A 25,665-nucleotide genomic window follows, 5' to 3' on the forward strand; every position below is an offset into this window, starting at 1 on the left:
CGCCTACCGGCAGCCGTCACGGGCCGAGGGCAAGAACATGTTGGATGCGCTGATCGCCTCGATCTCCAGCGGGGTCCCGAAGGTGCTGGGTGAGGTGATCACGCTGGGACGGACACTGAAACGCCGCCGCACCGACGTCCTGGCCTACTTCGACCACCCCGGAACCTCGAACGGTCCCACCGAGGCGATCAATGGCCGGCTGGAACACCTCCGCGGCACCGCCCTCGGCTTCCGGAACCTGGTCCACTACCGGCTACGAGCACTCCTGGACACCGGCGGATTCAGACCCCGACTCCACTCTCTTCTGTGAAGAGCCCGTCATCTCGGCCGGTCCGGAGAAAGGGACAAGAATGACCAGCTGGGACAACTTACAGAAGCTCCGCCGGAAGCTCCGAGAGGAGGGGACGGGCACGACCGCTCGCCGCCTTGGCCACCGTGCGGCGCAGTGGCTCGACAGCCGAGTCGACGCCGAATCGTTGGCATTTCCACTGCTGACCGAGGACATTCGGTGGGAGAACGGCCGAACCGAGACCCTCACCCGGCCCCAGCGCGTGCCCGTCGCGCCTGACGGTGCCGCAGGCCTGCATCTCGGTTGGGTCTGCGTGCCGCCTGCCCTAGGGTCAGGTGGCCACACGACATTGTTTCGAATGGTGCGGATGGCAGAACGACTGGGATATCGGTGCACCCTGTTCCTTTACGACACGACAGGTACCTCGGTAGATCACCACGCGGCCGTAATTCGGCGCGGTTGGCCCGACCTGCGTGCAGACGTCAAGAGCGCCCGTCCGGCCATCTCAGGAGTCGATGCCGTCGTGGCCGGGTCATGGGAAACTGCCCATGTCGTTGTCAGCCGTTCGCCCGAGTCCATTCCGAAGTTCTACTTCATCCAAGATTACGAACCCTTCTTCTACGCGCGTGGTCCGCTATGGACGTTGGCCGAGCATAGCTACCATCTCGGATTGACGACGATCGCGCTGGGCCAGATGGTCGCCGGTTCCTTGCGCACCTTCGCCGAAGTGGAGCCGCATCTCGTCGTGCCGTTCGGCTGCGATACCGACACGTATCGACTGCGGACAGGGGACGAAGAGCCTCGTGCACGTGAGGGGATCGTCTTCTACGCCAAGCCGGGCGCCGCGCGGCGGGGCTTCTCCCTTGGTCGGGACGCGCTGAGGCACTTCCATCGCGAGCATCCCGACGTGCCCATCCATGCAGTAGGGGATACGCCATCCGGCTCGCTCGGTTTTGACGTCATCTCCCATGGATCGCTCGCGCCGTCGGACCTGAATGAGCTGTACAACAGCGTCCAGGCAGGACTCGCCCTGTCGTTCACGAACATCTCGCTGGTCGCCGAGGAGATGCTGGCGGCCGGGGTCGTTCCGGTCGTCAATGAATCGGCGATGGCCCGTGCGGACCTGCCCCAATCCGGCCCCGTGTGGGCGATACCCACGCCCCAGGGTATATCAGATTCCTTGTGGACGACAGTGAGCACGCCACGGTCGGATGCGGATATTCGCTTCCTTTCACAGAACGCCCGGCAGGGGTGGGATGCGACGGCTAGTCGTGTCGTCGAATTCATTGCCGGCTCCGTTGATCCCTCGGTTCGACCACTTCTTTGCGCAAGTGTTGGAGGAGACCGATGATCCTCGACAATGCCGTCCACAAGGCGGGAGACGCCGAGCCGACCGGTCCTGTGACCATGCCGGATCCCGCACGTTATGACCACTTCCTCGTAACACGGTTCAACGTGCGTAGTTTCTATCATTCAGGAGAACCGACCGAGGCATGGCTGCGAGAGCGCCTGGAGCTGTTCCTGACCTTCTGCCTGCCTTCCGTCGCAGGACAATCCTCCGGAAGATTCACGTGGCTGGTCTTCTTCGACGACCAGACGCCGGCCTGGTTCCGGGAGCTTGTCGAAGCGAGGTCAGGGAAGGTATTCGAGGCTGTATACGTGACCGGCTACTTCGATCACCACACGGTGTCTCGAGAGGTCGGTCTCAGGGCAACTGCACCGTTCATCATCACTACCCGACTGGACAACGACGATGCTCTCTCACGGGACTTCATCAGTGTGATCCAGCAGCAGTTCGCCGAACAGGACTTCCAGTTCATCAATCTCACGAGCGGGGCGCAGTTCGCGGATGGTCGCTACTACCTGCGGCCGTATACCAAGAATCCCTTCCTCAGCCTGATCGAACGTAACGAGGGCGATCTGCGGACGGTCATGGTGGAGCACCATTACCGGATCGACCAAGCCGGTCCGGTGCGTAACGTGAGGACTTGGCATCCGCAATGGCTGCAGATTGTGCATGGTGGCAACGTGCTGAACGAGATCGTTGGGCTCCGTGTTCCTGCCCGGTCCGTGACGCCGTACTTCTGCGGCGACCTGCCACAGCAGGATGCCTGGGGCGACTTGCTGACCGGGATGCTTGCCACCTCTCTACGCATAGCGCTGCGCCTCCTGCGGAAACCGCAGAGGCTTCGAGAGTTGGTCTCAGTGATCAGGGCACACGCAGTACCGTCCGGCCGATGACGTCCGCTCGGCGCCCCCGCCGAAGCGTTCCGCTCACGCCCGCCGTCGTCCGCAACGACGTTCATCTTTGGGCCGGAGCCGCAGCCTGCGGGGGGATCGCAGTATCGCTGGCCGGTAAGGCGCTCAGGGTCCCAGCTAATCCGATGTAGAGGAAGAGGAAGCCTCCGGGCATGATGAAAGCGAGGCCATCGAAGAAGAAGAGGAGCGTGACATTGGCACCGATTCCGGCAGCGAGTGCCGCACCGATCAACCTCGCCTCGGGGTCGTTTCGGCACCGTAGGGGCCGGAAGCCTTCGACCATTGCGGCCAGCACCACCAAGCCCAGAGCGAAGAGGCCGAGGAGGCCGAGCTCGATGAGCACCAGTAGGAACTGATTGTCCAGGATCAAATTGTTCGGCAAAAAGGTTCCGAAGCCTCGGCCAACCAGGAGATCCCGGCTCGCGATGTGCAAGGCGGGTAGCAGGCTCGCCGACCGGGACTTGGTACTCGGGTCGTTGAGGGCGCCGAACACCAGCCCTCGGATTGTGCCCAACATGCCTGGGACCGTGAAAGCGATCGCTACAGTCACGCCGGCACCGGAGAGCATCGCCATGATCCTCGCCCGGGGCGGCAGACTGGGCAGTATTAGCAGTACGCCGACCGCCAGCCCAATGAGAGCAGAACGTGATACAGACACCATGAGTGCGGCCACGATCGCCACCGGCGGGATGAGGGAGCGCAGAGGACGGCGAGCGAAGCGTGGAAGCACAGCTGCGATAGCCAGCGGCAGTGTCGCCGACAGGACAACGGCGTACTCGAGTGGATGTGCAGCAGTGCCCGCCGCTCGCGAGAATCCCGCTCTGGTCTGAACGGATGCGAACTCGCCACTGACAACGAATCCCGGCAGGGACAAGCGATCCACAACAGGGTCACCGGTCACGAACTGCACCAGCCCCAAGGCAGCCATCGCGACACCCAGGACGGCAATCCGGTGCACCAGAGTCCGCAGCTGGTCACGGGTACGGACGCCATCGAGGGCCACCAGGGCGATTCCCAGCCAGCTGCACATCCGGAGGATGCCGGAATCTGCAACGGTGACCTCCTGGGGAGGAATGCCCTGGAGGACATTCACTCCGTAGCTCAGTAGAACGGCCCCGCCGACCGCTGCGATCCCGGCCCGGATCCTAGGTGATCCGGTGCAGACGTCATCGGCCGCTTGCAGGCGGTGGAAGAGCCACCATAGGAATCCGGCGAGGCCCCACACCGTTGAGGGGCGCCCTAGGGATCCCAAGGCCGGAATGGTGAGGAATGAGGGGATAGCGCACAGGAGGAGGAGGTAGATCGTCAAGAAGGTGACCGCGTCGAAGCGGGGGAGGAGCCCCGGCGAGCGCGGCGGCGGGTCGTCCGCCCTGCGACCCGCCGCCGTCATGACCGGCGTCTCTCGCGGTGGGGGCGGAGGCGTTCCATGGCGACGGACAAGCTCATGCCTGCGACACCTCCAACCAGTAGCACAGCCATGCCGCCCTTCAGGGCTCCGGATCGCGTAGGTCCGAATGAGTCCACCGCCGCGTTCTCGACCGGGGCCTCCATCGTGATGAAGTCTTTCGGATCGGCTCCGACAGATCGCTGCAGATCCTCCGTGATAAGGGTCAGATCCGTTGCCAGCGAGACCAGGCGAGCCTTGACCGCCTCGGGACTCGTATCGATGACCTGGACCACCAGCACCGGCCGATTGAACGACACCTGCCACTGGTTCCCGGCATCGGCGAGCATGACGGATACGCCCTCGCGGATGTTGTTTCCTTGGAGAGTGGCGGTGGGGGAGGACACATCGACCACGTCATGTTCGGCTGCATATCGCCTCTGGACAGCTCCAGTGAAGTTGATGAGGGTGGCTGCCATGCCATCTTGTAGCCCGGAGACCGCTGCACTACCGGGGGCAAGGAAGACGAACTCCGTCCGCGCGGTGTAGTACCGCGGACTGGATGCCAAGGAGACAGTGAGACCGGCTGCCAGAAGGGGCGGGACGACGGCAATGTACCACCATCGCCAGAGGATCCGAGCGATATTCGCGACGGTCATGAGAGGGAGCCCTTGCCGGCGGTCACGGGAGCCTCCAAAGCCCCTGGCATCTCCGATCCAGGCGGGCTGCTCCGAACATCGGCCGGGGCCGGGCTCTGGGGGACGATGTTCTCCCCGTCCATACCCCGCTCCACCGCCTGGGCTCCGAGATCCGAACGCCTGATGTCAGGTACGGGTGAACCGGGAAGAGCCGCTCGACGCGGGCGGCGCCGCAGGATGACCCCGTCCAGCATGCTGGTCATGATGAGGGTGCCAACGCCTCCCGCGCCTGCCACCACCAGAGCCATGCGCAGGCGCGCCTTCGTGTCCATGGAGGGTTCTGGATCTGCGACCAGGAGCATGGTTCGAATCTTGAGACCGTCAGACAAGCCAACCTTGTTTTGCATGGCAGCCAGAGTGGTCTCGACACTTGTCAGCGCCTCGGACTGCATCGAGGAGACTTCGTGCGGGTCGCCACCGGTCACCACGATGTGTACCACTGGAGCACTTGTGGTCCGGTCGGGCTCGACGGAATACTCGCTGCCGGGATGCCGGTGAGTTATGGGATCGACGACGTCGGCCGCTGAGGAGAGCTGGGTGAGAACATCCAAGGCCTGCCCCATGCCGCCCAAGTAGAGAAACGGGTTCCCATTCTTTCCCACGGACTCCGAAGGCGGCATCAGGAGCACGCGCGCCTCCGAGGTGAACCGCGGTGGTATCGCTTGGTAGGTCAGGTAGGTGCCCGTCATGGTGACAAGGAGGCCTATCAGAACGATGTACCACCGTCGCAGGAGGACCCGCATGGAGTCCTCGAAGTTCATCGTCCCCTCCGTGTCTGATCGGGAGCCTGCTCTGGGGCCCGGGGAATCCGGGGAGTGGAGCCCTCCGGACGCGGAACAGAGAAGTGCCATCCGCGGTGCTTCCAATGCTCAAGGTGGTCCTTGGCCGTGGTCAGTCCTTCAGTGCCGGCCAACGCGAGCACAGCCCTCTTGGCCACGCCACGAGCCATCTCACGCAGCACTCGTACGGGCCGCCCCACGGCGATATCCCGGGCAAGGACGGCGGGCCCAGGAGAAGTCAGGTCATCCAGTAGCCCGGGAAAACGCGTTCGATGACCGTGCGGTGATACAAGGCTTCCCTGAACGCGGTTGCTGACGTTCGTGCCATGGATCACCTGCAGCCAGCCGGCCGGGGAACCGACGAATCCTTCATCCATCGTCAGGTGAAGACGGTTGTGCCAATCCGTCCAGCAGGTGACAGGGTCTGTCCACTCCTCCAGGACTGAGCAGAACGCGTTACGAGGGTCGTGCCGCCTGTAGACCAGATCGCCCTGGCGGATGAGTCCGTTGGGAACGTACATGGCGATTCTTCGAGCCTCGTTGTCGTCCTGGGTCCAAGAAGATTGGATAGTGGCGGCTGCGCGCTGGAGATGATCAACGAAGTCGACGGCCAGTGCGTCGTCGTTGTCCAGATTGGTGGTGAGCAATGCGGCTCGCGTTGGTCCTGAAATGATCTCGCGGAGATCAGTGCGCAGGTCCTCCGCCGAGATCTTGGTGCGCAAGATGGGATGGAACAGGCCATCGCGTCCCCAGTCGTGCAGCCAGCTCAGTAGCCAGGACGGGCTCTCTGGATCGAAGTAGACGATCCAATGGAAATTCCGGTTGTCCTGGTATGCGACCGATGGTTGGCAGAAGCGCTCGAACAGCGCCACACGCTGCAGGAGCCACCCATCCTGCGCGCGGATGAGGCTCTCCGGGCCGGGCGTAGGCACGTTGAACCGGGTCAGCAGGACGTGGTCGACGCACGATCCGTTCATAGCCTGCCTCGTTCTGTGGGCTGGGGCCGCCGGGTGCTGTCGTCCCGCTCCCACTCGGTGACCGGCCCATCGGGGCCATTGTTACGCTGGCGGACCCGAGGAACTGCGGCCAGAACCGCATACGCCAGCGCCTCGCAGCCACTGACCGGGCCATGGACCGATCGCAGCAACTCCCATGTCGTCGATGTCACGGTGTCGAGAGGGGGCGGAACATCCCTAGCTTCGTCACGGCGAGTGTCTGCCTTCTGCTGCGTCCACAGCTCTGCCGGCCCCCGTTGGTTGCGCCGCAGCACCTTCAGCAGGGACGCCACGTCCTGCGGTGTCCGTACGGGAACGGGGGGAGCGGGGACGATCATCTTCTCGTCATCCTCGAAGGACTGGTCAACGAAGTAGTCGTCGGCCGTGACCTCCGGGAACTCCCCGAAGCGGGCATGTCCCTCCTCGCTCAGCCCGAAGACCCCGGCGCCCCAAAGCGCCTGGTTCGTGCTGGGCAGCCGGCGGCGTGCCCGGTAGTAGGAGCGGACCGGCCAGCTCGCCGTCCCCACGTCGTAGCGGAAGGCCGGTCGGGCGGCGAGTACAGGCCCGCGGAGGTGCTCGAGAAGCGTGCGCAGCGTCGTCGGAGTGATCTCGGTGTCGGCGTCCAGGTAGACGCGGGGCCAAAGGGTTGCATGGGAATCTCCCACGTTCAGGGCGGTTGTTTTGGAGGGCACGTCGATCTCGATCACCCGGACGCCCGGCACGGCAGCGGCGAGGGCCGCGGTGTCGTCGGTGCATCCGTTGCAGACGACGATCACCTCGACCAGGCCGGTGCGAACCACCGGTTCGATCGAGGACAGGGTCCGGCTGATCACGGCGGACTCGTTGTGGGCCGGGATGATCACGGAGCCGTGGGGGAAGTCGGTGAGGACGTGCACCGGTTCGGTGCTCGCCGTGGGGCCGGGCAACGTGTCCCAGCGGCCCTCGTCGGCCACCACGGCCAGGACGCCGCGACGGTCCCGCCGGTGGACCCGCAGGGTCTCACCCAGGACCACGCCCGCCCAAATGGCCGCGGGGACCCGGCCACCATGGTACTTGCGGGCATAGCGGACCACGTTAACCGCCATCAGCGCCGTCAACTCGGGGGAGGTGCCCGAGCCCGACCCGAGGTGCACCATCGTGGCTTTTGGCTCGTACCAGGCGACGAACCCGAGGTCACGGGCGCGGCGGAAGTAGTCGGTCTCCTCCGAGTACAGGAAGAACCGCTCGTCCCACTCGCCGATCCGGCGGGCGGCAGCTGCGCGGACCATCACCGCTGCCCCTGTTGCCCAATCGATCTCGTGGCCGAACTGGTAGCTCTCCGGCGCCAGGTCCGTGCCGGCCAAGGCCGCGGGCCGTTGCCTCCACCTCCTGCCGAACGCGGCGTCCCCCATGATGGTCCCCGGGCTCGGCTCGCGGTACAGGGACGGCTGGACGTTCCCGTCGCCATCGACCAGGCGGGGGACCACCAGGTCCGCCATACCGGACCGAATGACCGACAGCAGCGCTGCGATCGCGCCGGGCAGCACCTGCAGGTCGGGATTGAGGACCAGGAGCGCCTCGGCCTCACCGGCGGCGCGGGCCGCGACATTGATGCCCGCTGCATACCCGAGGTTGCCTCCGGTGGGGGTGACGATGACGTCCGAGTGCCTACCCAGCACCTGCAGGGTCGCGTCGGTGGACGCGTTGTCCGCCACGACCACCCGGAGCCGTAGGCCGGTGGCCTCCCGACGGAGGCTCTCGAGCAGGGCATCGATGTGGTCGGCGCTGTTGAAAGTGACCACCAGGACCGCGACGTCGGCCGCCAGGCCGGGCGCGGCGAACGTCCCGTCCGGCCTGGGCGGCTCGGTCGTTGGCGACCCACCGACCGCTGCGGCCTCCGGTCGCCGAGCGGATCGGGGGGGATCCGGGGTAACGGGGGGTGGCGAGACGGCCGGTGGATCGGTCTGGGGGAGCAGCGCGCTGTGGCGCCGCAACTGGAGCAGCCCAGGCGGGTCGTCCAGGAGATACCGCTTCGCGAGCCGGCGGGGCTCGCGGGCGAGTCGCCATGCCCACTCCAGACCGTGGTCGCTGGCGACCCGCGGAGCGCGCTGGATGGCGTCGGCGAGGAAGTCGACGACCGCTCCGAAGGCGAGCAGGACGTTCGCCCCGGTCGCCGGGCCGTAGCGGGAGATCCACAGTTCCTGGCGCGGTTTGCCCAGGCCGACGATCAGCAGTTGCGGCCCGGCGGCGGCAATGGCGGAGGCGAGCCGCAGCGAGGCCGCGTCATCGGCCAGCTCGGACCTGTCGGGGGACCACATGCCGGCGACGACGAGCCCGGGACGGGTCCGCGTCAGTCGGCGGGACAGCAGGCGCTGGACCACGTACGAGCCGCCGACGAACCCCACCGAGACACCTGCCTGTTCGGCCGCGTCGAGGAGGGGCTCGGCCAGGTCGCTGCCCGCCAGCCGCGGCCAGGGACGGCCGCTCAGACGTGATGACTGCGCGACCAGTGGTGCCCCGTCGAGCAAGGTCAGCCACTCGAGGGGACGGCGGGCGCCGTCCACGTCGGTGCTGGTGGGATGCAGGGAATCGCCCAGCACATGGCGCCACCGGCCGGTCTCCCCGAACTGCACGATGTGGTCCAGGTTGGCCGAGATCACGGCCAACGGTGGGTCCACCAGGGCGCGCGACGGACGGTCGGCCGCAGCGGGCTGGGCCGCCCGCTGGACGATGGTCGCGACGGCGTCGGCCTGGTCCATCAGGTCGACCACGACGCCGGCCAGTTCCACCCGCGGGTGGGTACGGGCCCGGTCCGCCCGGGTCCCGTCGTCCTCGGGGGTCTCAGTGCCCGGCCGCACGTCTCGCGTGGCCGCCGGGCGCTCACGTACGGTCGTCGTCATGCCGTCGGCTCCAAGCCGTTCCCGGTCTCGCGGTAGAGCCGGCCGGTCGCGGGGCAGCGCCAGCCGTCCTCCTCCTGGACCAGGGGGTGTCCGGCTTCGCCGACCCAGCCGACCTGCCGGGCGGGGACGCCGACCACGATCGCGTACGGGCGGACATCACGGGTCACCACGGCTCCGGCCGCCACCATGGCCCAGGCCCCGATCGTGACCGGTGCCACGCACACCGCCCGCGCGCCGATGGAGGCACCGGTGTCGATCGTGACGGCCACCTCCGACCAGTCATCGGCGGACTTCAGGCTGCCGTCAGTGTTGACCGCCCGGGGGAACAGGTCATTGGTCAGTACCGCCGCCGGGCCGATGAACACACCGTCACCCAGCCGCGCGGGCTCGTAGACGAGGGCGTAGTTCTGCAGCTTGCAGTTGCGACCCAGGACCACCCCCGGTCCGACGTACGCCCCCCGGCCGACCGTGCAGCCGGCGCCGAGGACGGCGCCCTCGCGGATCTGCGCCAGGTGCCAGATCACCACGTCGGGGCCGAGGTCGGCATCCGGCGCCACGTCAGCACTCGGCTCGATCCGCGCCCCGACGTACGGTGCGCGCTCCGTCTCCACTGATGTCATCAGTCACTCCCGGGCTGTCCCGATCCAGCTGGGGTCCTCGCCAGTCCCATGCTCGGAGCGGCGGGCCAGATGGTGATTTCAACGTAGGTCCGGGCCGAGGCGGGGGCAACGGAAAACGGAGCCGGGAAGCCGAATCGGGGGGTGAACGAGTACCGCACGAGCAGGACCACGTAGGCGCTGCCGGGCAAGTGCGCGTGGACCACGCGGACAGGGGCGACCGGCGGTGCCGAGGCAGGGAAAGACCTCTCTGGCAGTGCCGTTGCCAGCGCCCTAGCCTGATGGCGGATGGGAATCACGGGCGCCGGGGCGTGTCCCACCCCCTGACACGTCCCGGCGACCACACCGGTCAGGGCACGGCCAAGCTCGCGAGCACTGTCGAACGCGGGTCGGCCGGCCTCGTGACCGGGAGAGGAAATCGTGATGCGCATCCTGACGAGAAGTCTTCGGTACGCCCTGGGAACAGTTGCAGTCGGGGCCGCGATGCTGGCGTCGACGGCGGTGGCCCATGCCCAGCCGTTCGCCGGGGGCTATCCGGGCACCTGGGGCCAGGAGGTCAAGGCGTGCAACCTGAGCGCCTGCTATCCCGGCGGCACCGACCGGGGAGACTACGTCAACTCACAGGCCCGTGATGATTCCGGCCGTGGCTACGCGCAGGAGATCCAGGACCTGGCCAATCCGGGTCGCGCGCTTCCCTCGCCGTTCTGACACGCGTTGGCGCCGCTCCCCTAGGCTTGGTTCTCATCGTCCTGACCACCTGACAGTTCGGGCGCGGTCATCGCCGAGGGTGTGGCGCTCAGGCTCCGGCGAGGGTCACGACCGCATCGGTGGCGAAGCCGAGGAGCAGTCCCACGAGAACGCCCCAGGTGGTGGTGATCTTCATGTTCTGGCGACGCGCGACGGCGAGCAGTTCGATCACGACGTAGAGGATGGATCCCGCGGCCAGCGAGAGGAACCCGACGCTGACCAGGTCGTTGGAGAACTGCTGGCCGACGATCGTGCCGAAGAACGTCGGACCACCGCCGATCAGGCCCAGCAGGGCGAGGTACTTCCAGGAGGGACGTTCGTGCTGGGCGGCCATCGGGGCGACGATCCCGAAGCCCTCGGTGCCGTTGTGGATGGCGAAGCCGATGACCAACAGGATCGCCAACTGGGTCGCGCCGGTTGCGGCGCTGTTGCCGATCGCCAGCCCCTCGGCGAAGTTGTGCAGGCCGATCCCCACGGCGATCATCAGCGAGAGCGTGTGGGCCGTGGAGAGGGGCGCAGCGGCGACCCCGGACGCGGTCGCGGCACCGGGACCCTCGGGACGTGGGACGGGCCTCGCCCGTCGGGCCACCCAGCGGTCGAAGTGGACCAGGCCGACCAACCCGGCGGCGAGCCCGATCGCGAAGACGGCCGAGGATCCGACGACGGCGGTGACGTCCTTGTCCCCGAGGCCCTTGTCGATGGGCTCCCAGGCGTGCGCCAGCACGTCCCACAACAGGAACAACAGGATGCCGACCGCCAAGGCGTTCAACCAGACCCGGGTCCTGGGTAGCGCAGCCCTGATCCGTCCCAGGGGAAGTCCGAGGAAGATGGTCAGTCCGGCGATCAGGCCGAGCACAACCACGTGGGTGGCGCTCATCAGGCATCCTTTCGAGAAGGTCAGTTGAGCCAACCTATCCGTCGAGGCGGGCCAGGTCCATGGCAGCCCAGGGATCAGCCCACCCGCCACTGGGTACACCGGCAGGATCCCGCCCACGAGACTTTCGTGGACGGGATCCTGTGCGCAGGACCGAGGCCGAACGCCGAGGTCGTGCGCGTGGTCCGGGCGCCCCTCGTGCAGCGGAGGGGCGAACGGCGCTCAGCCGAAGATGCGACCGAAGATGCCGGTCGGCCTGGCCGCGGCGATCTCCTCGGCCGTGTGCTGGCCGTTGCACCACTGGCCCTTCGGCACCGAGGCCTTGACCTGGGCGACGTGCTGGCCGCAGCCGGCCCAGGTGGTCTTGCCGCAGACCTTGCAGCTGACGGGACGACACATGGTGGTACCTCTTCCTTCTTCTGTGGAACCGCCCGAGGGCGGTGCAGGGACCGGGCGCCGGTGGCGCTCGGAGTCGTGGTGATCGGGTGGGTGGGCAGTGGTGGGTGCTCGAGCCGGCGGTCCCGACTCGGGCTGGGGATGGTCAGCTGAGAAGCGTGGGCACGTTCATCGCCCCGATGTAGCCGGCGAGGGCCACCAGCATGACGATGAAAGCGCGGGTGAGCGTACGGGCGGGGACTCTGGACGTGATCCGCGAGCCCAGCAGTGAGCCGACCACCGCGAAGACGGTGAAGCCGCCGATGACGACCCAGTCAAGCTCGACCCCGTTGCCCAACCGGAAGGCCAGGGCGGTGCCACTGTTGATCGCGATCACCAGCAGGGAGGTGCCGACGGCCGCCGGCATCGCCAGGCCCATCGCCAGCACCAGGGCGGGGACGACGGCGAAACCGCCGCCGATGCCGAAGAAGCCGGTGAGCAGGCCCACCCCGCTGGCCGCGAGCACCAGGCGCAGGGGCCGGGGCCGCGGCTCGACGGCTGCGGCGGCCGATGTCCCGGTGCGGCGGTGGCGCCGCCACATCAGCAACGCCACCACCAGCATCAGTACGGCGAAAGCCGACATCAGCACGGCCGAGGGGAGGCCGACCGCCAGCTTGGCCCCCAGGAACGAGCCGAGGACGCCGAGGATGCCGAAGATGACGCCGCGGCCCAGCCGTACGTTGCCCTTGCGCTGGTGGGGAACCAACCCGACCAGTGAGGTCAGACCGATGATGATCAGCGAGGCCGTGGTCGCGGTCGTGGGGGACTGGCCGAGCAGGTAGACCAGGCCCGGGACGGCGAGGATGGACCCGCCGGCGCCCAGACTGCCGAGAGCGGTGCCGATCAGCAGGCCCAGCGGGATGACCCAGAGCAGTTCCGTCATCAGCGGCTTCGCGGTCCGGTGACGTACTCGCGACCCTCGGCGATCCACCCGCTGGTTCCGCCGTCGACGCTGACCGCGTCGAAGCCTGCCGCCTGGAGGATCGAAGCGCCCGACAGGCTGCGCTTGCCGCTGGCACAGATCACGTACACCGGGCCGCGCCGCGGCAGCTCGTCGGTACGTCGGGTGAGCTCGCCGAGCGGGATGAGCACGGCCCCGGGCACGTGGCCCTGCTCGTACTCGTGCGGTTCGCGGACGTCGATCAGGGTGGCCCCGGTGGCGTACGCCCCGGCCAGGTGGGAGTAGTCGCAGGTCTTCATGGTCGTGCTCCTCTCGGGTCAGGCGTTCGCGGTCGCGGTCTCGATGGCACCCCAGCCGCCGAGGACGTCGGAGACGTCCTCGTAGCCGCGCTGGCGCAGCCAGCTGGCGCCCACACTGGAGCGATAGCCGCCGGCGCAGTGCAGCAGGACCGGGCGCTGCGGGTCCAGCTCGCGGTAGCGCTTGGGCAGTTCGGCGAGCGGGATGTGGCGGGCGCCGTCGACGGTGCCGTTGACCAGCTCGCCGACATTGCGGATGTCGACCAGCTGCACCTCGGGATCCTTGATCGCCTCGAACATCTGGATAGCGGTCAGTCGGCTGGACTGCTCGGCGGACTGAGGGTGCTCGACCAGGTAGGTCTCGACGTCGGGGAGGTAGCCCACGCAGCGGTCGAAGCCGATCCGTGCCATCCGCAGGGCGGTCGCCTGCTCCTGGCCGGGATCGGCGACGACCACGAACTCGCGCTCGTGGTCGATCACCATGCCGGCAGTCTCCGCCATCCGGCCGCCGAAGCCGACGTTGACCGAGCCTGCCAGGTGCCCGGCCGCGAAGTCCATCGGGTCGCGCGAGTCGAGCACGGCAGCGCCCGACGCGATCACGGCGGCCAGCTCCTCGGCATCCAGGGGCCGGATCTCGGCGCCCAGGTCACGTACGGGCCGCTGCGAGCGATTGACGATGGCGTCGTGCACGAAGTACGCCGGCGCGGACGGCTGGTCGTCGGTGACCAGGGCGGCGAACTCCTGCTCGCTCATCGGCCGGCAGGCATAGTTGAACAGCCGCTGCTGGCCGATGGTGGAAGACCGCTCGGTCGACAGGTTCTTGCCGCACGCCGAGCCTGCCCCGTGGGCAGGGAAGACTCGGACCTGGTCCGGCAGGCCCATCAGCTTGTGCTGGACCGAGTCGTAGAGCTTGGTGACCAGCTCCTCCTGGGAGACACCGATGGAGGCCAGCAGGTCGGGGCGGCCGACGTCGCCGATGAACAGCGCGTCGCCGGTGAGGACACCGTACGGCACCTCGTCTGTGGCGTGCTCGTAGACCAGGACACTGATCGACTCCGGGGTGTGGCCAGGGGTGCTCATGATCTCCAGCTCGAGCTCGCCGAGGCTGATGCGCTCACCGTCGGCCAGCGGGCGGAAGTCGAAGTCCGGCCGGGCGACCTCGCCGTAGCCGATCCAGGCGCCGGTCGCGCGGGCGAGCTCCAGGTGGCCCGACACGAAGTCGGCGTGGAAGTGGGTGAGGATGACGCCCTCGATGGCCAGACCGGCCGCCTTGGCGTCGGCGAGGTACTCCTCCACGTCACGGCGAGGGTCGACGACGACCGCCCGGCCGGTGGTCGGGTCCCCGACCAGGTAGGAGGCGTGCGAGAGGCAGTCCAGGTAGTACTGGGTGAAGTGCATGGGATGGTCTCCTTCGGTGAGGGGGCTCACACTCGTGCGCTGACGTCACCCAACATACATACCCCCTGGGGTATCTATCAAGCCCCGCGTTCCGAGAGAACGCGGAGCTGTCTGCTGCGGGGCCAGATCCCCGCCCCGAACAGGGCCGAACCGGTCAGACGACGCCGTGCCGGCGGACTGGGGAGGGCGCCTCAGACGAGCACGTGGTCGGTCATCACCGGTTGCAGTCCGCGCGCCCGGACGGCGTCACACACCTCGGCGACGCTGCGACCGTCGGCGATCTCGAACTGAGCGTCCCCGGAGTCCACTCCCTCGGCGTGGTCGCCCACCCCGGTGCTGACCCCGGCCGACACCTTGGTCGCCACCACGCCGATCACGTTGTCGCGGAAGATCGCCCGCTCGCGGGTGGACACGGTGATGGAGGCGTACGGCAGGAACAGCCGGTAGGCGCACAGGATCTGGAACAGCTGGTGCTCGTGCACGTCGCGCGGGTTGACGCTGGCGTCCGCAACGGTCGGGCGCAGCCGCGGACAGGACAGGCTGATCTCTGCGGCGGGGTACGCCTGCTGCACCAGGGCGGCGTGCAGGCCGGTGGCCAGGGCATCGGCGTGCCAGTCGTCCAGGCCGAGCAGGGCGCCGAAGCCGACACTTCGCATGCCGCCCCGAAGTGCCCGCTCCTGGGACTGGAACCGGTACGGGAAGCTGCGCTTGCGCCCACCCGGGTGCAGCGGGTCGTACGCGACGGGGTTGTAGGTCTCCTGGTACACCGAGACGGCGTCGGCGCCCGCCCCGTGCAGCGTGCGGTAGTCCTCGGTGTTGACCGGCTGGATCTCCAGGCCGACGGTCCGGAAGTGGCGCGCGGCTCGGCGGACGGCGTCGGCGATGTAGGCGGTGTCGGAGAACTTGGGGCTCTCGCCGGTGAGCAGGAGGATCTCCTCCAGGCCGGTGGCGGCGATCGCCCGCAGTTCGGCGTCGATGCCCTCAGGGGTGAGTCGCATCCGATGGATGCGGTTGTCGGCAGCGAACCCGCAGTAGGTGCACAGGTTGGCGCAGTAGTTGGCGATGTACAGCGGTGTGAAGAGCTGGATCGAGGTGCCGAAGTGGTCACGGGTCTCGCGCTTCGCGGCGAGGGCCAGGTCCTCCAGCAGGGGCGCGGCGGCAGGAGACAGGAGCGCGGCGAAGTCGCCAGGCGTACGGGTCCGGTGGGCCAGCGCTGCCCTGACGTCGCGGGTGGTGAACACGGAGAAGTCCGTGGTTGCCACCTGCCCGAGCACCTGCTGCATCAGGGGTGACTCGAGCTGTTCCTGGCGGGGAAAGAAGCCCATGTGGTCGGTGTGCCTCATGCGACGACCTCGTCCATGCCCATCCCGTCGAGGAACGCGGTCAGCGGATCGGAGGCCTCGCCGCCTCGTTCCAGGATGCGTCCGGGGCCGGCGAGGTGGCCGGCGCGGCCGGCCTCGATGGCCAGCCGGAACGCCCGGGCCATGGCCGGGACGTCGGAGGCGGTCGCGATCGCGGTGTTGGCCATGATCGCTGTGGCGCCCATCTCCATGGCCTCGCAGGCCTGCGACGGCCGCCCGATGCCGGCGTCGACGATGATCGGTAGGTCGATCTCGTCGATCAGGATCTGGAGGAAGTCCCTGGTGGCCAGCCCGCGGTTCGAGCCGATCGGGGCGGCCAGCGGCATCACGGCCGCGGCCCCGGCGCTGACCAGGTCACGGGCCACGTTCAGGTCGGGGTGCATGTACGGCAGCACGACGAACCCCTCGGCGGCAAGCGTCTCGGTCGCCCGGATGGTCTCGTGGTTGTCCGGCAGCAGGTACTTCGTGTCGCGGATCACCTCGACCTTGACGAAGTCGCCGCAGCCCAGTTCCCTGGCCAGCAGGGCGATCCGGACCGCCTCGTCGGCGGTCCGAGCCCCGGAGGTGTTGGGCAGTAGTGTGACGCCCTCGGGGATGTGGTCCAGGATGCTCTCGGTGTCGGTGTTCGCCCGCCGCAGCGCGAGCGTGATGATCTGCGCGCCGGCCTCCTCGACGGCTGCCCGGATGAGGTCCAGGTTGTACTTGCCCGACCCGAGGATGAAGCGCGACGTGAACTCGCGCCCGCCGAGGCAGAAGGTGTCAGCCATGTGTTGTGTACTCGCTTCCTACGCCGGCATGACCCGGACAGGTTCGACGGTTCAAGCGCGTAGCTTGATCTCAGCCCCTGCTGGGGCGCCCGTGGGATGCGACCACGCTATACCCGGCCGTTCTCCGGCCGGCAGCGGGATGGCGGATGCTCACGCCGGGCGGTCATCCGACTCCTCAGGAGCATCGGCCGACACCGGGAGCACGACCTCGTTGTGACGCAGGAACCATGGCGTCCAGGGTGGGTCGAACCGTGCGAACCGGGGTGGCCCGCTGATCTCGAGCCCCGCCTGCTCCACGGCGCTGCGCAGTTCCGCTAGCTGCTCCTGGTAGATCCGCTCCGACCACCTGCCGGTGAAGGCCCTGGCGGCCGCCACTTGGGGCGGGACCTCCCGGACCCTGACGCGGGGGTCGGAGGGGATCGGCAACGTGTCGAGGGAGAAGCCGGCCGGCATGACGAAGCCGACCACGTGCCGGCCCGGATCGATGCCGGAGCGCTGGACCACGGGTGAGGTCATCGCGATCCTCGTCGGGGCGGGCTCCTGGACCACCGGCGCTGTCATCGCGACCTTGGTGCTCGTCCCGTTGGCGCCCGAGATGAAGCCCGCGAGGAGCCCGAAGGCCCGGTTGCCCGCCTCGGTGAACGAGCACTCCACCTCGACCTCGGCCACCAGATGGGCGCGATAGTGGCGCACCTCGAAGCCGGTGAACCGATCCAGGACCTCGTACGGCTGCTGCTCGGCCATGCCACCAGTCTGGCACGGCCGGACGCCACTGGTACGTCGGGCGATCCCTCTCAGCCGATCGGCACCGCGGGCCCGACCAGCGCGATCCTGCCGCGGTCGCGGATGCCCTCGAAGCGGTAGTCGCCCCAGCGGACGGTCCCGGAGCGCTGGTGCGCCACGCGAGTCCAGTCCCAGCCGTCGATGACGGGGGAGTCCGGTCCGCACCGGGGCGGGTAGGACGCCATCACCACCGTGCAGTGGCGCGGCCCCTGGCCGGCATCGACCACCGCACCGGCGAACTGCCGCGGGACCGGCCCGGCCAGGGCCACCACGAACGTCAGTGCCACCAGCACCACGCTGACCGGCACCATCACGAGCCGTTGGGGCCGGGAGCGGGACAGGGCGTTCAGCACCACGCCTAGGGGCAGCAGGTCGGCCGCCACCCAGATGCCGACGTGGGACAGCTTGTTCGGCAGCAGGTCGAGCGCCCCGGCCAGGTCGAGGGCCAGCCCGGCGATCACCGCATACACCAGCGCCGACGCCGCGGACACGATCCGCAGGCCGACCGGCAGGGCTCCGGCGCTTCCTCCCCAGGCAAAGCGGCCCCATGGGGCACCGAGCGCCAGCGCCACCTGGAACAGGACCAGGACGACGAGGGCACCGGTCAGGACCAGGGCGACCACCATGGGCACCAGCGTGGCACAGCCGCGCACCGGTGTACCCCGTTGTTGCGTACGACCCGCAGCGGTCCACGGATCCTGCAGGTCGTCGGGCCGATCCCCTGCTGGGGCAGACTTTCGGACATGGCAGAGGTGGGTGGTCTTCCGGAGCTCGATGTGGCGCGGGTACGCCGTTGGTGCCGGGTCAGGGTCCCCGACCAGCTCCGGGACGAGGTCCGGGTGGAGTGCGAGGTCGCTGCTAGGCACCTGACGATCCTCGAGTGCCGGCCGCGGTGGATGGCCGCCAGGGCAGCCGACTGGAGCCGCCTGCCGGTCGCCAGGCTGCGCTACACCAAGTCCCGCCAGGAATGGACGCTCTACTGGCACGACAGCAACGAGGTGTTCCACCGCTTCGACCCGGCCCCGCCGAGCCGCCACGTCGAGGCGCTGCTGACCGTGCTGGACCGGGATCCCACCTGCATCTTCTGGGGCTGAGCCGCGCCCGTGCCGGTCCTCGTGGCGGGCTCGCCGCGAACGGGTGCCGCCAATTAGGTGCAACAAGCGGCGCAGAATTTCTCCGTGTGAAGGTAGCGCTACTAGGTTCCTCAGCGAGAACTCAGTCGGCCCCGAGTCGTACGTCTTCGCTGCAGCGCAGCAGTCAGGAACCACCATGAGTCAGTCCACCGCAGTCCTCATAGACGATGTGCACGACGATCCGTACGTCATGGATCGCAAGAAGATCCAGGAACCGCCCGAGGGCTGGGTAGCCAGCCTGCGGTTCCTCGGCCCCGGCATGATCACGAGTGCAGCCGTGGTCGGCTCCGGTGAGCTGATCACCGCCACCACCCTGGGGGCCAAGGTCGGCTTCATGCTGCTCTGGCTGGTCTTCGTCTCCACCTTCGTGAAGGTGGCCGTTCAGATCGAGATCGCCCGCTGGTCCATCTCCACCGGCCGCCCCGCCATCGAGGGCTACGACCGGGTGCCTCCGAGGATCGGCGGCCGTGGCTGGGCCTCCTACCTCGCGGTGCTGATGTTCCTGCAGTTCGTCACCAGCCAGGCCGGCGTGCTCGGTGCTGCAGCACTGGCGCTGACCCTGCTGGTGCCGGCGGTCAGTGCGGCCTGGTGGGTGGCGCTGATGGTCGTGGTTGCGATCGCCATCCACCTCGCGAACCGATACAACATCGTGGAGACGATCTCGACCACCCTGGTGGTGGTCGTGACGGTCATGGTGATGGTGATGGTCCTCGGCCTGCAGGCCACTCCGTTCGCCTGGACCGGAGCGGACCTCGGTAGCGGCATGACCTTCCGGATCGCCGCCGGCTCGATGGGCGTCGCGCTGTCGATGTTCGGCCTGACCGGCGTTGGCGCCGGCGAGATCTCCAGCTACAGCTTCTGGTGCGTGGAGAAGGGCTACGCCGCCTGGACCGGCCCGAACGATGGCTCCAAGGAGTGGGTCGCCCGCGCCCGTGGCTGGATCTCGGTGATGAAGAAGGACGCCTGGGTCTCCTGGGTCATCTACACCGCCTCCACCGCCTCGTTCTACGTCCTCGGCGCGGCCGTCCTGAACCCGCAGGGCCTGGAGCCCACCGGCGGGGACGTGATCAAGACAATCTCCAGCATCTTCACCACGACCGTCGGCCAGTGGGCGGGACCGGTGTTCCTGGTCTTCGCGGCGATCGCCCTGTTCAAGACCATCCTGGCCAATGTTCCCAGCCTGAGCCGGCAGACCGCGAACGCGCTGTCCGTGTTCGGCGCGTTCACCTGGCGCGACAAGCCCGTCCGGGACAAGTGGATGCGCGGCCTGATGGTCTTCATGCCGGTGGTGTGGGGACTGCTCGCCGTGGTTTTCTCCTCCCCGCTGCAGATGGTCATCCTCGGCGGTATCCTCAACGCGCTGTACCTGATGGCCGTCGCGGTCTGCACCGTCTACCTGTCGATGCGCGACACCGATCCGCGGATCAAGGACGGCGCCCCGTTCATGGTCTACCTGATCGTCTCCGGCATCGCGGTGTTCGCGGTCGGCACCATTTCCCTGGTCGACATGATCTTCTGATCCCCTCATCCTTGATGACGTACGGCCCGGCGGAGTGACCCGCCGGGCCGTACGCATTCCCGGACTGACGCCCGCTATCCCTATCCCGGCAGTCGCCCCGGATCTACCCTTGATGGACAGGGATCAATGACTATGGGGGCAGTCATGTACAGCAGGGAAACGACGACCCAGGGGTCCTATGACCCCGCAGCGCTGGTCGAACAGATCAACAACACGATCCTCCCGGGAATCTCGCATCGGAACGGCTTCCGCGGAATCAATGTGAGCGGTGATCCCAGCACCGGCACCGCCTGGATCCTCACCAACTGGGACACCGTCGAGGACCTCGTCGCGAGCCGTCAGGACGCCGACCAGCTTCGCCGGCAGGCCACCCAGGCGCTCGGCGGCACGGTCCTCGGGGTCCGGGAGTGGGATCTCCCGGTGGTCCACGTCTCCGACCGGCCTCCGACACCAGGCCTGCCGATCAACGTCAATCGCCACTTCTACGACCCGACCCAGCTCCACGAGGTGGTGTCCTTCTTCGCCTGGGTGGCAGAGCCGATGTACCGGTCCTCACCCGGGTACCGGTCCGTGCGGATGCTGGTCGACCGCACGACCGGTGAGGTTCTGGTCGGATCCGTCTGGGACGACGAGGCGTCGCTCGAGGAGGGCTTCTCCCGCCTCGAACCGATCCGGGACCGCGCCGTCGAGAAGGGCATGAAGTTCGTCGAACGCACGCGCCGGGAGGTCATCTTCTACCTGGCCCAGTAGCCGGCACGCGAGCGAGGGGCGGGGATCCTGGTCGGGATCCCCGCCCCTCGCTTGCTGTCGGCAGGTAGGTCAGTCCTTGCGTCCCCAGACCAGGTAGATGATCGGGACGATGCCGACGCTGTTGATGACCGACAGGGCGGCGGCCCACAGGGACTTGTTGCCCTGGACCTGCTTCTGCGGGCGCTTCACCAGGTCGACAATCGCCCACGTACGCAGCCCCAGGTCGACGACGGCGCCGACGGTGATGGCGCGTCGGGTTGCCGGCGACAGATCGCGCCAGTGCTTCTTGCTTCCACGCATGAGACCCAGCCTCCTTGTTGCTGTTGCCCTCAGGCTAGTCCTGCGCGGGCGCCCGGTGGGCCGGCCTGCGCGAGGTAGGGGTGTGACGTCGGTCCGCCCTTCAGCCGGCCGTCACCGGGCCAGGTCCCGTCGACGGAAGCCGGCGATGCCGACCCCGAGGAACACCAGCGTGACCAGGGAGATGTAGACCACGCCGATCCGGTCCGGCTCGGGGGCCGAGACGATCGGGACGTGCCAGAACGGGCTCACCGCCAGCGCCCAGTTCGGGAGCTTGAAGCTGGGGCCGAGCAGGGTGAGCCCGAAGGAGGCGAGCACTCCGGCCCAAGCCACCAGGCTGACCAGTGGACGGGCGCCGACCACTGCTGCCGACAGCGAGATCACCGTCCAGACGGCCGGCACCGTCGCGACCGCCTGGAGCAGGCCGTCGCCGAACCCGATCCCGATACCGGCGCTGGAGGCGAGCAGCGCGATGATCGTCCCGGCGATGAGCACGTACACCGCCGGCGCGAGGAGGGCGACAGCCATGTTGCTGGCGTAGTAGCGCTGCCGGCGCACGGCGGCGGCCATGATCGGCTCCACCCTCTCCTCCAACTCCTCCGACCGGACCCGCAGCATCGTCTGCACGCCGGGGACGGCGGCGATGATCCCGACCAGGCCGAGCACGGTGTGCAGGAAGGCTGCGACGAGCGCCTCGTGGGTGGTCGCCCCGGCAGCGAGGATCTGCGTCACCGCACTCTCCGAGCCGAGGATGTCGCTGATGGACCGGGTGAAGTAGCCGAACATGAAGCCCAGGGCCAGGAACGCGATGGTCCAGGTGAGGAACGATCCGCGGTTCAGGCGGATCGCGAGCGCCCAGGTGCCGTGCAGGCGGCCGCGAGCCGGGCCGGGACGTGGGGAGATCGCGCCCTGGCCGAAGTCGCGCCGACCCTGCAGGGCGAAGGCGACCACGAGCATGACCACCGTGAGGACCACGGCGAGGGTGAGCGGCCACCAGTGGTTCCCGGTGGCCGGGCGGGTCTCGGCCGGCCAGCCCAGCGGGTTGGCCCAGACGGTCCACTCCGGGGCCTTGGTCGAGGTCAGGAAGCCTCGGAGCAGGAACAACGTCCCCAGCGTCCCGACCGCCATCGAGTTGGCGGTCCGGGCATCCGAGCCGATCTGGGCGGCCACGGCAGCGATCGCGGCGCACATCCAGCCGGTGGCGGTGAACGATGCCCCCAGCAGCAGGGAGGCGTCCCAGCCGCCGCCGGACAGGACGGTCACCAGGGCCGCCACGATGCCGGCGACCAGGGAACCGACCAGCGCCAGCCCTACCGCGGCCAGCAGCCGGCTGTACCGGCCGAGGACGCCGGAAGCCAGCAATTCGGCCTGGCCGGAGTCCTCCTGGCCGCGGGTGGCGCGGGTCACCGCGAGGATCGCGCCCAGCCCGACCAGGAACCCGCCGAGGGCCAGGCTGCGCCAGGCGTTGAAGCCGTCGACGGTGCCCAGGTCCCGGGCCGGGCCGAAGATCAGTCCCAGCGCCGGATTCGCCCCGATCGCCGCGGCCAGGCCCGCCCGGTCCCGGGCGGTGGGAAAGATGTACGGGTAGACCAGCACCGAGGACGACGACAGCACGGTCGCCAGCAGCACCCAGGGGGCGAACAGCCGACCCTCGTGCCGGACCAGTGTCCGCAGCAGCGGGCCAGCCCCCGTGAGGGCGCTGTCACCCGCCGCGCGCTGTTCCAGCGCATGGGCCGGCCTGCTCCGGGTCGTACGGACGGCACTCATCGCGTGATCCCTGCCCCGGCCTGGCCGGTCATGCCGGCCTCCTCCTCGTACATCTGCAGGAACAGGCTCTCCAGCGATGGCGGGGCCACGGTCAGTGAGGCCAGGCCGTACGGCGCCAGTGCGGACATCGCCGCCCCGACGTGGGTCGCGTCGACCGCGGCGGACAGGTGGTTGCCGTCCAGGTGGACGTCGTGGAAGAGGGCGAGGACCCGCTGGTCCGGGACACGGTCCAGCAGGGCGTGGATCGAGGTGCGGGCATGGCCGCGCAGCTGCGCCAGGGTGCCGGTCCGGGCGATCCGGCCGTCCCGGATGATGCTCAGCCGGTCGGCCAGCGTCTCGACCTCGGCCAGGATGTGACTGCTGAGCAGGACGGTGGTGCCGCGCTGCTTGGCCTCGCCGATGACCTCCTGGAACACGTTCTCCATCAGCGGGTCCAGCCCGCTGGTCGGCTCGTCCAGGACCAGCAGCTCGACGTCGGAGGCGAGCGCGGCGACGATCGCGACCTTCTGCTTGTTGCCCTTGGAGTACTGCCGGCCGCGCTTGGTCGGGTCCAGCTCGAACCTCTCGACCAGCTCGGCCCGGCGCGGCTCGTCCAGGCCGCCACGCAGCGAACCGAGAAGGTCGATCGCCTCCCCGCCGGTCATCCCCGGCCACAGCGAGACCTCGCCGGGCACGTACGCCAGGCGCCGGTGCAGTTCGACCACGTCGCGCCAGGGATCGCGGCCCAGCAGCCGGACCGTGCCGGAGTCGGCCTTCAGCAGACCAAGCAGCACCCGGATGGTGGTGGACTTGCCCGCGCCGTTGGGTCCGAGGAACCCGTACACCTCCCCGCGTTCGACCCGCAGGTCGAGGCCCCGCAGCGCCGGGAACCTGCCGTACGACTTGGTCAGACCCTCGACCTCGATCACTGCCTCGGTTGTGCTCATCGGTCCTTCTCCTGGCACCGGTTCCGCCGACCGGCGGATGCGTTCGGGTCGATGGGTCCCCGCGAGGACCTTGCCCCTGGATAAGCGTCCCACCGGTCACCGGATCCGGACAGCGGAGTCGGGTCGAGGAGTAACCCCGAGGAGTACCCAGAGCCGCTTCGCCTTCAGTTAGCCGCTGCGCGTCGACGCGGCGCGGCTAACCGAAGGCGTAGCGGCTGGTCGAGCACCTGCGAACCGGTCCTCCAGGTCGGGCTGCTCGTGCCCGAACACCTGGCGCCACAGCCAGTAGCGAGGGATGGCGGCCTCACCCTCGATGGTGACGAACACCGGCCGGCCGGGCGACGAGGACCGGCCGCTAGGGCCGCTTCTTCTGCGGATAGATCGACTCGTGCCGGGCGAGCATGGCCACGTACTCGGCGATCCTGCGTGCCCTGGTCTCGGCCTTCCTGACCGAGATGGTGCGGTAGACCATGGCGTATCGGTTGGTCGAGGTCAGCACGTCGAACATCGCCTGGGCCTCCGGTACCGCCGCGATCGCCGCGGCCAGGTCGGCCGGTACCTCGGCGGTCGCGGCCCCGGCGTACGTCATCTCCCAGCGGCCGTTGGCCTTGGCGGCCTCGACCACGGCGCGCCCGGCATCCGTCATCCGACCCTCGGCCTCCAGTCGACCGACGCGGTCCACGTTGGACTGTGACCACTGGCTGCTCCGGGTCCGCGGGGTGAAGCGGATGGCCGAACTCCCCGCGTCACGTGTCCGCAACTGGCCGTCGATCCATCCGAAGCACAGCGCCTCCTCGACAGCCGGCTCGTACGTCAGGGCGGTCACGTCACCGCCCTTCTTGTGCACCACCAGCCACACGCCGCGACTGTCGGCGTGGTGGGCCTCCAACCAGTCCCGCCAGGCGCGGGCATCGGGGACGAGGAGTTCGGGCAGCTCGACGGCCATGTGCCAACGGTACGGCGGCAGGAGGTCCGCGGCTGACGGGTTCTGTCTCAGTCCTCGGCCAGGGCGGCGCGCAGCCGGTCGGCGTACGTGCCGGCCTCGCCCACGGCGTACGTGGTCCGGGGCCAGAAGAAACCGCGCAGTCCGTCGCCCTTGGTACGCGGCACGACGTGGACGTGCAGGTGCGGGACCGACTGGCTCACGACGTTGTTCATCGCGACGAACGAGCCCTGCGCGCCCAGGGCGGTCGTCATGGCGCCGGCGACCGACCGAGCGGCGGTGAAGAGCGGGACCACGAGGTCGTCGGGCAGGTCGACCAGGGTGGCGACATGGTCGCGCGGCACGACCAGGACGTGGCCCTTGAAGACCGGCCGGGTGTCCAGGAAGGCGACGATGCGTTCGGTCCACAGGACGATCTCCGCGGTCGACCCGCCGGCGACCACCTGGCAGAAGGAGCAGGTGGGGGAGGACGTCATGACAGCACCGGGGTCGGGGCCTGCTGGGCGCGGGCCGCCATCACGTCGGGCATCACCTCGTAGATGGCCCCGACCAGTCCCTCCATGGCCGTCGCGACGCGGCGACCGGGGGACGTGAGGGAGTACTCGACCCGCTGGCCGGGCTGCTCGCTCCTGGTGACCAGTCCGTCGGCGGTGAGCGTCGCCAGGGTCCGCGAGAGCATGCGGTCGCTGATCCCGCCGACGGCGCGCGCCGTCTCGGAGAACCGGTGCGGGCTGTCGAGGAGGGCGACCACCACCAGGGCGCCCCAGCGGTCGATCACGTGGTCGACCAGCTCGCGGGACGGACACGTGGGGTCGAAGACGTCGAAGGGTTGGGCCATGGTCCCGTCCTCCTTCCATTCGGGCGTGCG

Annotated in this window: 28 protein-coding genes and 1 riboswitch; of the genes, 7 read left to right on the top strand and 21 right to left on the bottom strand. The window is 68.5% G+C overall.

Annotated features, from left to right (window positions below; all coding sequences use genetic code 11):
* From GA0111570_RS06760 to GA0111570_RS06770, 3 genes are all read left to right on the top strand, one after another.
* The coding region (locus tag GA0111570_RS06760) for a transposase (RefSeq protein WP_139283169.1) at nt 1-310 on the top strand (310 nt) is incomplete at its 5' end.
* Between the two features lie 40 nt (nt 311-350).
* Complete coding sequence (locus tag GA0111570_RS17310) at nt 351-1,640, top strand: rhamnosyltransferase WsaF family glycosyltransferase (RefSeq protein WP_139283170.1); 1,290 nt, start codon at nt 351-353, stop codon at nt 1,638-1,640.
* Nucleotides 1,637-2,530 carry a glycosyltransferase gene (locus GA0111570_RS06770; protein WP_092608321.1) on the top strand — a complete coding sequence of 298 codons (894 nt, stop codon included), beginning with the start codon at nt 1,637-1,639 and terminating at the stop codon, nt 2,528-2,530. Before GA0111570_RS17310 ends, GA0111570_RS06770 begins: the two co-directional genes overlap by 4 nt.
* A 61-nt stretch (nt 2,531-2,591) precedes the next feature.
* Here the strand turns inward: GA0111570_RS06770 and GA0111570_RS06775 are convergent, their stop codons facing one another.
* From GA0111570_RS06775 to GA0111570_RS06800, 6 genes are all read right to left on the bottom strand, one after another.
* Nucleotides 2,592-3,641, bottom strand: a complete 1,050-nt coding sequence (locus GA0111570_RS06775) for an O-antigen ligase family protein (RefSeq protein WP_139283171.1) — start codon at nt 3,639-3,641, stop codon at nt 2,592-2,594.
* 293 nt (nt 3,642-3,934) lie between these two features.
* Nucleotides 3,935-4,411 (bottom strand): hypothetical protein, encoded by a 477-nt coding sequence (locus GA0111570_RS06780; protein WP_175557369.1) that lies wholly within the window; start codon nt 4,409-4,411, stop codon nt 3,935-3,937.
* 176 nt (nt 4,412-4,587) lie between these two features.
* The gene (locus GA0111570_RS06785) at nt 4,588-5,391 is read right to left on the bottom strand and encodes a hypothetical protein (protein WP_092608329.1); all 804 of its coding nucleotides are present in this window, start codon (nt 5,389-5,391) and stop codon (nt 4,588-4,590) included.
* Nucleotides 5,388-6,386, bottom strand: a complete 999-nt coding sequence (locus GA0111570_RS06790) for a glycosyltransferase (RefSeq protein WP_092608332.1) — start codon at nt 6,384-6,386, stop codon at nt 5,388-5,390. Before GA0111570_RS06790 ends, GA0111570_RS06785 begins: the two co-directional genes overlap by 4 nt.
* A complete protein-coding gene (locus GA0111570_RS06795; protein WP_092608335.1) occupies nt 6,383-9,283 on the bottom strand; it encodes a WecB/TagA/CpsF family glycosyltransferase in 2,901 nt (966 codons plus the stop codon). The genes GA0111570_RS06790 and GA0111570_RS06795 overlap by 4 nt, the downstream gene beginning before the upstream one ends.
* Nucleotides 9,280-9,903, bottom strand: a complete 624-nt coding sequence (locus tag GA0111570_RS06800; protein ID WP_092608338.1) for an acyltransferase — start codon at nt 9,901-9,903, stop codon at nt 9,280-9,282. Before GA0111570_RS06800 ends, GA0111570_RS06795 begins: the two co-directional genes overlap by 4 nt.
* Nucleotides 9,904-10,323: 420 nt before the next feature.
* Here GA0111570_RS06800 and GA0111570_RS06805 point away from each other — a divergent pair, with 420 nt between their 5' ends.
* Nucleotides 10,324-10,608 carry a hypothetical protein gene (locus GA0111570_RS06805; protein WP_139283172.1) on the top strand — a complete coding sequence of 95 codons (285 nt, stop codon included), beginning with the start codon at nt 10,324-10,326 and terminating at the stop codon, nt 10,606-10,608.
* 88 nt (nt 10,609-10,696) lie between these two features.
* Here the strand turns inward: GA0111570_RS06805 and GA0111570_RS06810 are convergent, their stop codons facing one another.
* The 9 genes from GA0111570_RS06810 to GA0111570_RS17645 all read right to left on the bottom strand — a co-directional run bounded on the left by GA0111570_RS06810 (nt 10,697) and on the right by GA0111570_RS17645 (nt 18,088).
* Entirely contained in the window at nt 10,697-11,524 is an 828-nt protein-coding gene (locus GA0111570_RS06810; RefSeq protein ID WP_092608344.1) for a ZIP family metal transporter, read from the bottom strand.
* A gap of 219 nt (nt 11,525-11,743) precedes the next feature.
* Nucleotides 11,744-11,920 (bottom strand): hypothetical protein, encoded by a 177-nt coding sequence (locus tag GA0111570_RS17640; RefSeq protein WP_175557370.1) that lies wholly within the window; start codon nt 11,918-11,920, stop codon nt 11,744-11,746.
* Nucleotides 11,921-12,062: 142 nt separating this feature from the next.
* Nucleotides 12,063-12,839 carry a sulfite exporter TauE/SafE family protein gene (locus tag GA0111570_RS06815; protein ID WP_092608347.1) on the bottom strand — a complete coding sequence of 259 codons (777 nt, stop codon included), beginning with the start codon at nt 12,837-12,839 and terminating at the stop codon, nt 12,063-12,065.
* A complete protein-coding gene (locus GA0111570_RS06820; RefSeq protein ID WP_092608350.1) occupies nt 12,839-13,156 on the bottom strand; it encodes a rhodanese-like domain-containing protein in 318 nt (105 codons plus the stop codon). The genes GA0111570_RS06815 and GA0111570_RS06820 overlap by 1 nt, the downstream gene beginning before the upstream one ends.
* A gap of 18 nt (nt 13,157-13,174) precedes the next feature.
* On the bottom strand, nt 13,175-14,551 hold the full coding sequence (locus tag GA0111570_RS06825; protein ID WP_092608353.1) for an MBL fold metallo-hydrolase: 1,377 nt from the start codon (nt 14,549-14,551) through the stop codon (nt 13,175-13,177).
* 191 nt (nt 14,552-14,742) lie between these two features.
* Nucleotides 14,743-15,894, bottom strand: coding sequence for a 2-iminoacetate synthase ThiH (gene thiH, locus GA0111570_RS06830; protein WP_092608356.1), 1,152 nt, complete (start codon nt 15,892-15,894; stop codon nt 14,743-14,745).
* Nucleotides 15,891-16,679, bottom strand: a complete 789-nt coding sequence (locus tag GA0111570_RS06835; protein ID WP_092608359.1) for a thiazole synthase — start codon at nt 16,677-16,679, stop codon at nt 15,891-15,893. The genes thiH and GA0111570_RS06835 overlap by 4 nt, the downstream gene beginning before the upstream one ends.
* Nucleotides 16,678-16,782: riboswitch (TPP riboswitch) on the bottom strand. (Overlaps the previous gene by 2 nt.)
* Nucleotides 16,783-16,829: 47 nt before the next feature.
* Nucleotides 16,830-17,423 (bottom strand): SOUL family heme-binding protein, encoded by a 594-nt coding sequence (locus GA0111570_RS06840; protein ID WP_092608362.1) that lies wholly within the window; start codon nt 17,421-17,423, stop codon nt 16,830-16,832.
* Between the two features lie 50 nt (nt 17,424-17,473).
* Complete coding sequence (locus GA0111570_RS17645; RefSeq protein ID WP_175557371.1) at nt 17,474-18,088, bottom strand: hypothetical protein; 615 nt, start codon at nt 18,086-18,088, stop codon at nt 17,474-17,476.
* 117 nt (nt 18,089-18,205) lie between these two features.
* Here GA0111570_RS17645 and GA0111570_RS06850 point away from each other — a divergent pair, with 117 nt between their 5' ends.
* From GA0111570_RS06850 to GA0111570_RS06860, 3 genes are all read left to right on the top strand, one after another.
* Complete coding sequence (locus GA0111570_RS06850) at nt 18,206-18,556, top strand: DUF3024 domain-containing protein (RefSeq protein WP_092608365.1); 351 nt, start codon at nt 18,206-18,208, stop codon at nt 18,554-18,556.
* A gap of 175 nt (nt 18,557-18,731) precedes the next feature.
* Nucleotides 18,732-20,114, top strand: a complete 1,383-nt coding sequence (locus tag GA0111570_RS06855) for an Nramp family divalent metal transporter (RefSeq protein ID WP_217634062.1) — start codon at nt 18,732-18,734, stop codon at nt 20,112-20,114.
* 144 nt (nt 20,115-20,258) lie between these two features.
* A complete protein-coding gene (locus GA0111570_RS06860; RefSeq protein ID WP_092608368.1) occupies nt 20,259-20,864 on the top strand; it encodes a hypothetical protein in 606 nt (201 codons plus the stop codon).
* A gap of 69 nt (nt 20,865-20,933) precedes the next feature.
* On the opposite strand, the gene GA0111570_RS06865 is transcribed toward GA0111570_RS06860, so the two are convergent.
* From GA0111570_RS06865 to GA0111570_RS06890, 6 genes are all read right to left on the bottom strand, one after another.
* Nucleotides 20,934-21,164 (bottom strand): DUF5652 family protein, encoded by a 231-nt coding sequence (locus tag GA0111570_RS06865; protein WP_217634063.1) that lies wholly within the window; start codon nt 21,162-21,164, stop codon nt 20,934-20,936.
* 111 nt (nt 21,165-21,275) lie between these two features.
* On the bottom strand, nt 21,276-22,928 hold the full coding sequence (locus GA0111570_RS06870) for an ABC transporter permease (RefSeq protein WP_139283173.1): 1,653 nt from the start codon (nt 22,926-22,928) through the stop codon (nt 21,276-21,278).
* A complete protein-coding gene (locus tag GA0111570_RS06875) occupies nt 22,925-23,854 on the bottom strand; it encodes an ABC transporter ATP-binding protein (RefSeq protein ID WP_092608371.1) in 930 nt (309 codons plus the stop codon). The genes GA0111570_RS06870 and GA0111570_RS06875 overlap by 4 nt, the downstream gene beginning before the upstream one ends.
* Nucleotides 23,855-24,209: 355 nt before the next feature.
* A complete protein-coding gene (locus GA0111570_RS06880) occupies nt 24,210-24,800 on the bottom strand; it encodes a YdeI/OmpD-associated family protein (protein ID WP_092608374.1) in 591 nt (196 codons plus the stop codon).
* Nucleotides 24,801-24,847: 47 nt separating this feature from the next.
* A complete protein-coding gene (locus GA0111570_RS06885; RefSeq protein ID WP_092608377.1) occupies nt 24,848-25,273 on the bottom strand; it encodes an HIT family protein in 426 nt (141 codons plus the stop codon).
* On the bottom strand, nt 25,270-25,635 hold the full coding sequence (locus GA0111570_RS06890) for a winged helix-turn-helix transcriptional regulator (RefSeq protein WP_092608380.1): 366 nt from the start codon (nt 25,633-25,635) through the stop codon (nt 25,270-25,272). The genes GA0111570_RS06885 and GA0111570_RS06890 overlap by 4 nt, the downstream gene beginning before the upstream one ends.
* Nucleotides 25,636-25,665 lie beyond the last annotated feature (30 nt).

Source organism: Raineyella antarctica, from assembly GCF_900092135.1.
Classification (GTDB): domain Bacteria; phylum Actinomycetota; class Actinomycetes; order Propionibacteriales; family Propionibacteriaceae; genus Raineyella; species Raineyella antarctica.

What these genes read in the sequence shown, in the direction of transcription:
- GA0111570_RS06880 (WP_092608374.1), bottom strand. Translation starts at nt 24,800, where the DNA reads ATGGCCGTCGAGCTGCCCGAACTCCTCGTCCCCGATGCCCGCGCCTGG.
- GA0111570_RS06865 (WP_217634063.1), bottom strand. Translation starts at nt 21,164, where the DNA reads ATGCGTGGAAGCAAGAAGCACTGGCGCGATCTGTCGCCGGCAACCCGA.
- GA0111570_RS06850 (WP_092608365.1), top strand. Translation starts at nt 18,206, where the DNA reads ATGGCAGAGGTGGGTGGTCTTCCGGAGCTCGATGTGGCGCGGGTACGC.
- GA0111570_RS06860 (WP_092608368.1), top strand. Translation starts at nt 20,259, where the DNA reads ATGTACAGCAGGGAAACGACGACCCAGGGGTCCTATGACCCCGCAGCG.
- GA0111570_RS06790 (WP_092608332.1), bottom strand. Translation starts at nt 6,386, where the DNA reads ATGAACGGATCGTGCGTCGACCACGTCCTGCTGACCCGGTTCAACGTG.
- GA0111570_RS06835 (WP_092608359.1), bottom strand. Translation starts at nt 16,679, where the DNA reads ATGGCTGACACCTTCTGCCTCGGCGGGCGCGAGTTCACGTCGCGCTTC.
- GA0111570_RS06795 (WP_092608335.1), bottom strand. Translation starts at nt 9,283, where the DNA reads ATGACGACGACCGTACGTGAGCGCCCGGCGGCCACGCGAGACGTGCGG.
- GA0111570_RS06870 (WP_139283173.1), bottom strand. Translation starts at nt 22,928, where the DNA reads ATGAGTGCCGTCCGTACGACCCGGAGCAGGCCGGCCCATGCGCTGGAA.
- GA0111570_RS06785 (WP_092608329.1), bottom strand. Translation starts at nt 5,391, where the DNA reads ATGAACTTCGAGGACTCCATGCGGGTCCTCCTGCGACGGTGGTACATC.
- GA0111570_RS17645 (WP_175557371.1), bottom strand. Translation starts at nt 18,088, where the DNA reads ATGGTGGTCGCCCTGGTCCTGACCGGTGCCCTCGTCGTCCTGGTCCTG.
- GA0111570_RS06810 (WP_092608344.1), bottom strand. Translation starts at nt 11,524, where the DNA reads ATGAGCGCCACCCACGTGGTTGTGCTCGGCCTGATCGCCGGACTGACC.
- GA0111570_RS06805 (WP_139283172.1), top strand. Translation starts at nt 10,324, where the DNA reads ATGCGCATCCTGACGAGAAGTCTTCGGTACGCCCTGGGAACAGTTGCA.
- GA0111570_RS06815 (WP_092608347.1), bottom strand. Translation starts at nt 12,839, where the DNA reads ATGACGGAACTGCTCTGGGTCATCCCGCTGGGCCTGCTGATCGGCACC.
- GA0111570_RS06780 (WP_175557369.1), bottom strand. Translation starts at nt 4,411, where the DNA reads ATGGCAGCCACCCTCATCAACTTCACTGGAGCTGTCCAGAGGCGATAT.
- thiH (WP_092608356.1), bottom strand. Translation starts at nt 15,894, where the DNA reads ATGAGGCACACCGACCACATGGGCTTCTTTCCCCGCCAGGAACAGCTC.
- GA0111570_RS06820 (WP_092608350.1), bottom strand. Translation starts at nt 13,156, where the DNA reads ATGAAGACCTGCGACTACTCCCACCTGGCCGGGGCGTACGCCACCGGG.
- GA0111570_RS06840 (WP_092608362.1), bottom strand. Translation starts at nt 17,423, where the DNA reads ATGGCCGAGCAGCAGCCGTACGAGGTCCTGGATCGGTTCACCGGCTTC.
- GA0111570_RS06890 (WP_092608380.1), bottom strand. Translation starts at nt 25,635, where the DNA reads ATGGCCCAACCCTTCGACGTCTTCGACCCCACGTGTCCGTCCCGCGAG.
- GA0111570_RS06875 (WP_092608371.1), bottom strand. Translation starts at nt 23,854, where the DNA reads ATGAGCACAACCGAGGCAGTGATCGAGGTCGAGGGTCTGACCAAGTCG.
- GA0111570_RS17310 (WP_139283170.1), top strand. Translation starts at nt 351, where the DNA reads ATGACCAGCTGGGACAACTTACAGAAGCTCCGCCGGAAGCTCCGAGAG.
- GA0111570_RS06855 (WP_217634062.1), top strand. Translation starts at nt 18,732, where the DNA reads ATGAGTCAGTCCACCGCAGTCCTCATAGACGATGTGCACGACGATCCG.
- GA0111570_RS06770 (WP_092608321.1), top strand. Translation starts at nt 1,637, where the DNA reads ATGATCCTCGACAATGCCGTCCACAAGGCGGGAGACGCCGAGCCGACC.
- GA0111570_RS06800 (WP_092608338.1), bottom strand. Translation starts at nt 9,903, where the DNA reads ATGACATCAGTGGAGACGGAGCGCGCACCGTACGTCGGGGCGCGGATC.
- GA0111570_RS17640 (WP_175557370.1), bottom strand. Translation starts at nt 11,920, where the DNA reads ATGTGTCGTCCCGTCAGCTGCAAGGTCTGCGGCAAGACCACCTGGGCC.
- GA0111570_RS06885 (WP_092608377.1), bottom strand. Translation starts at nt 25,273, where the DNA reads ATGACGTCCTCCCCCACCTGCTCCTTCTGCCAGGTGGTCGCCGGCGGG.
- GA0111570_RS06825 (WP_092608353.1), bottom strand. Translation starts at nt 14,551, where the DNA reads ATGCACTTCACCCAGTACTACCTGGACTGCCTCTCGCACGCCTCCTAC.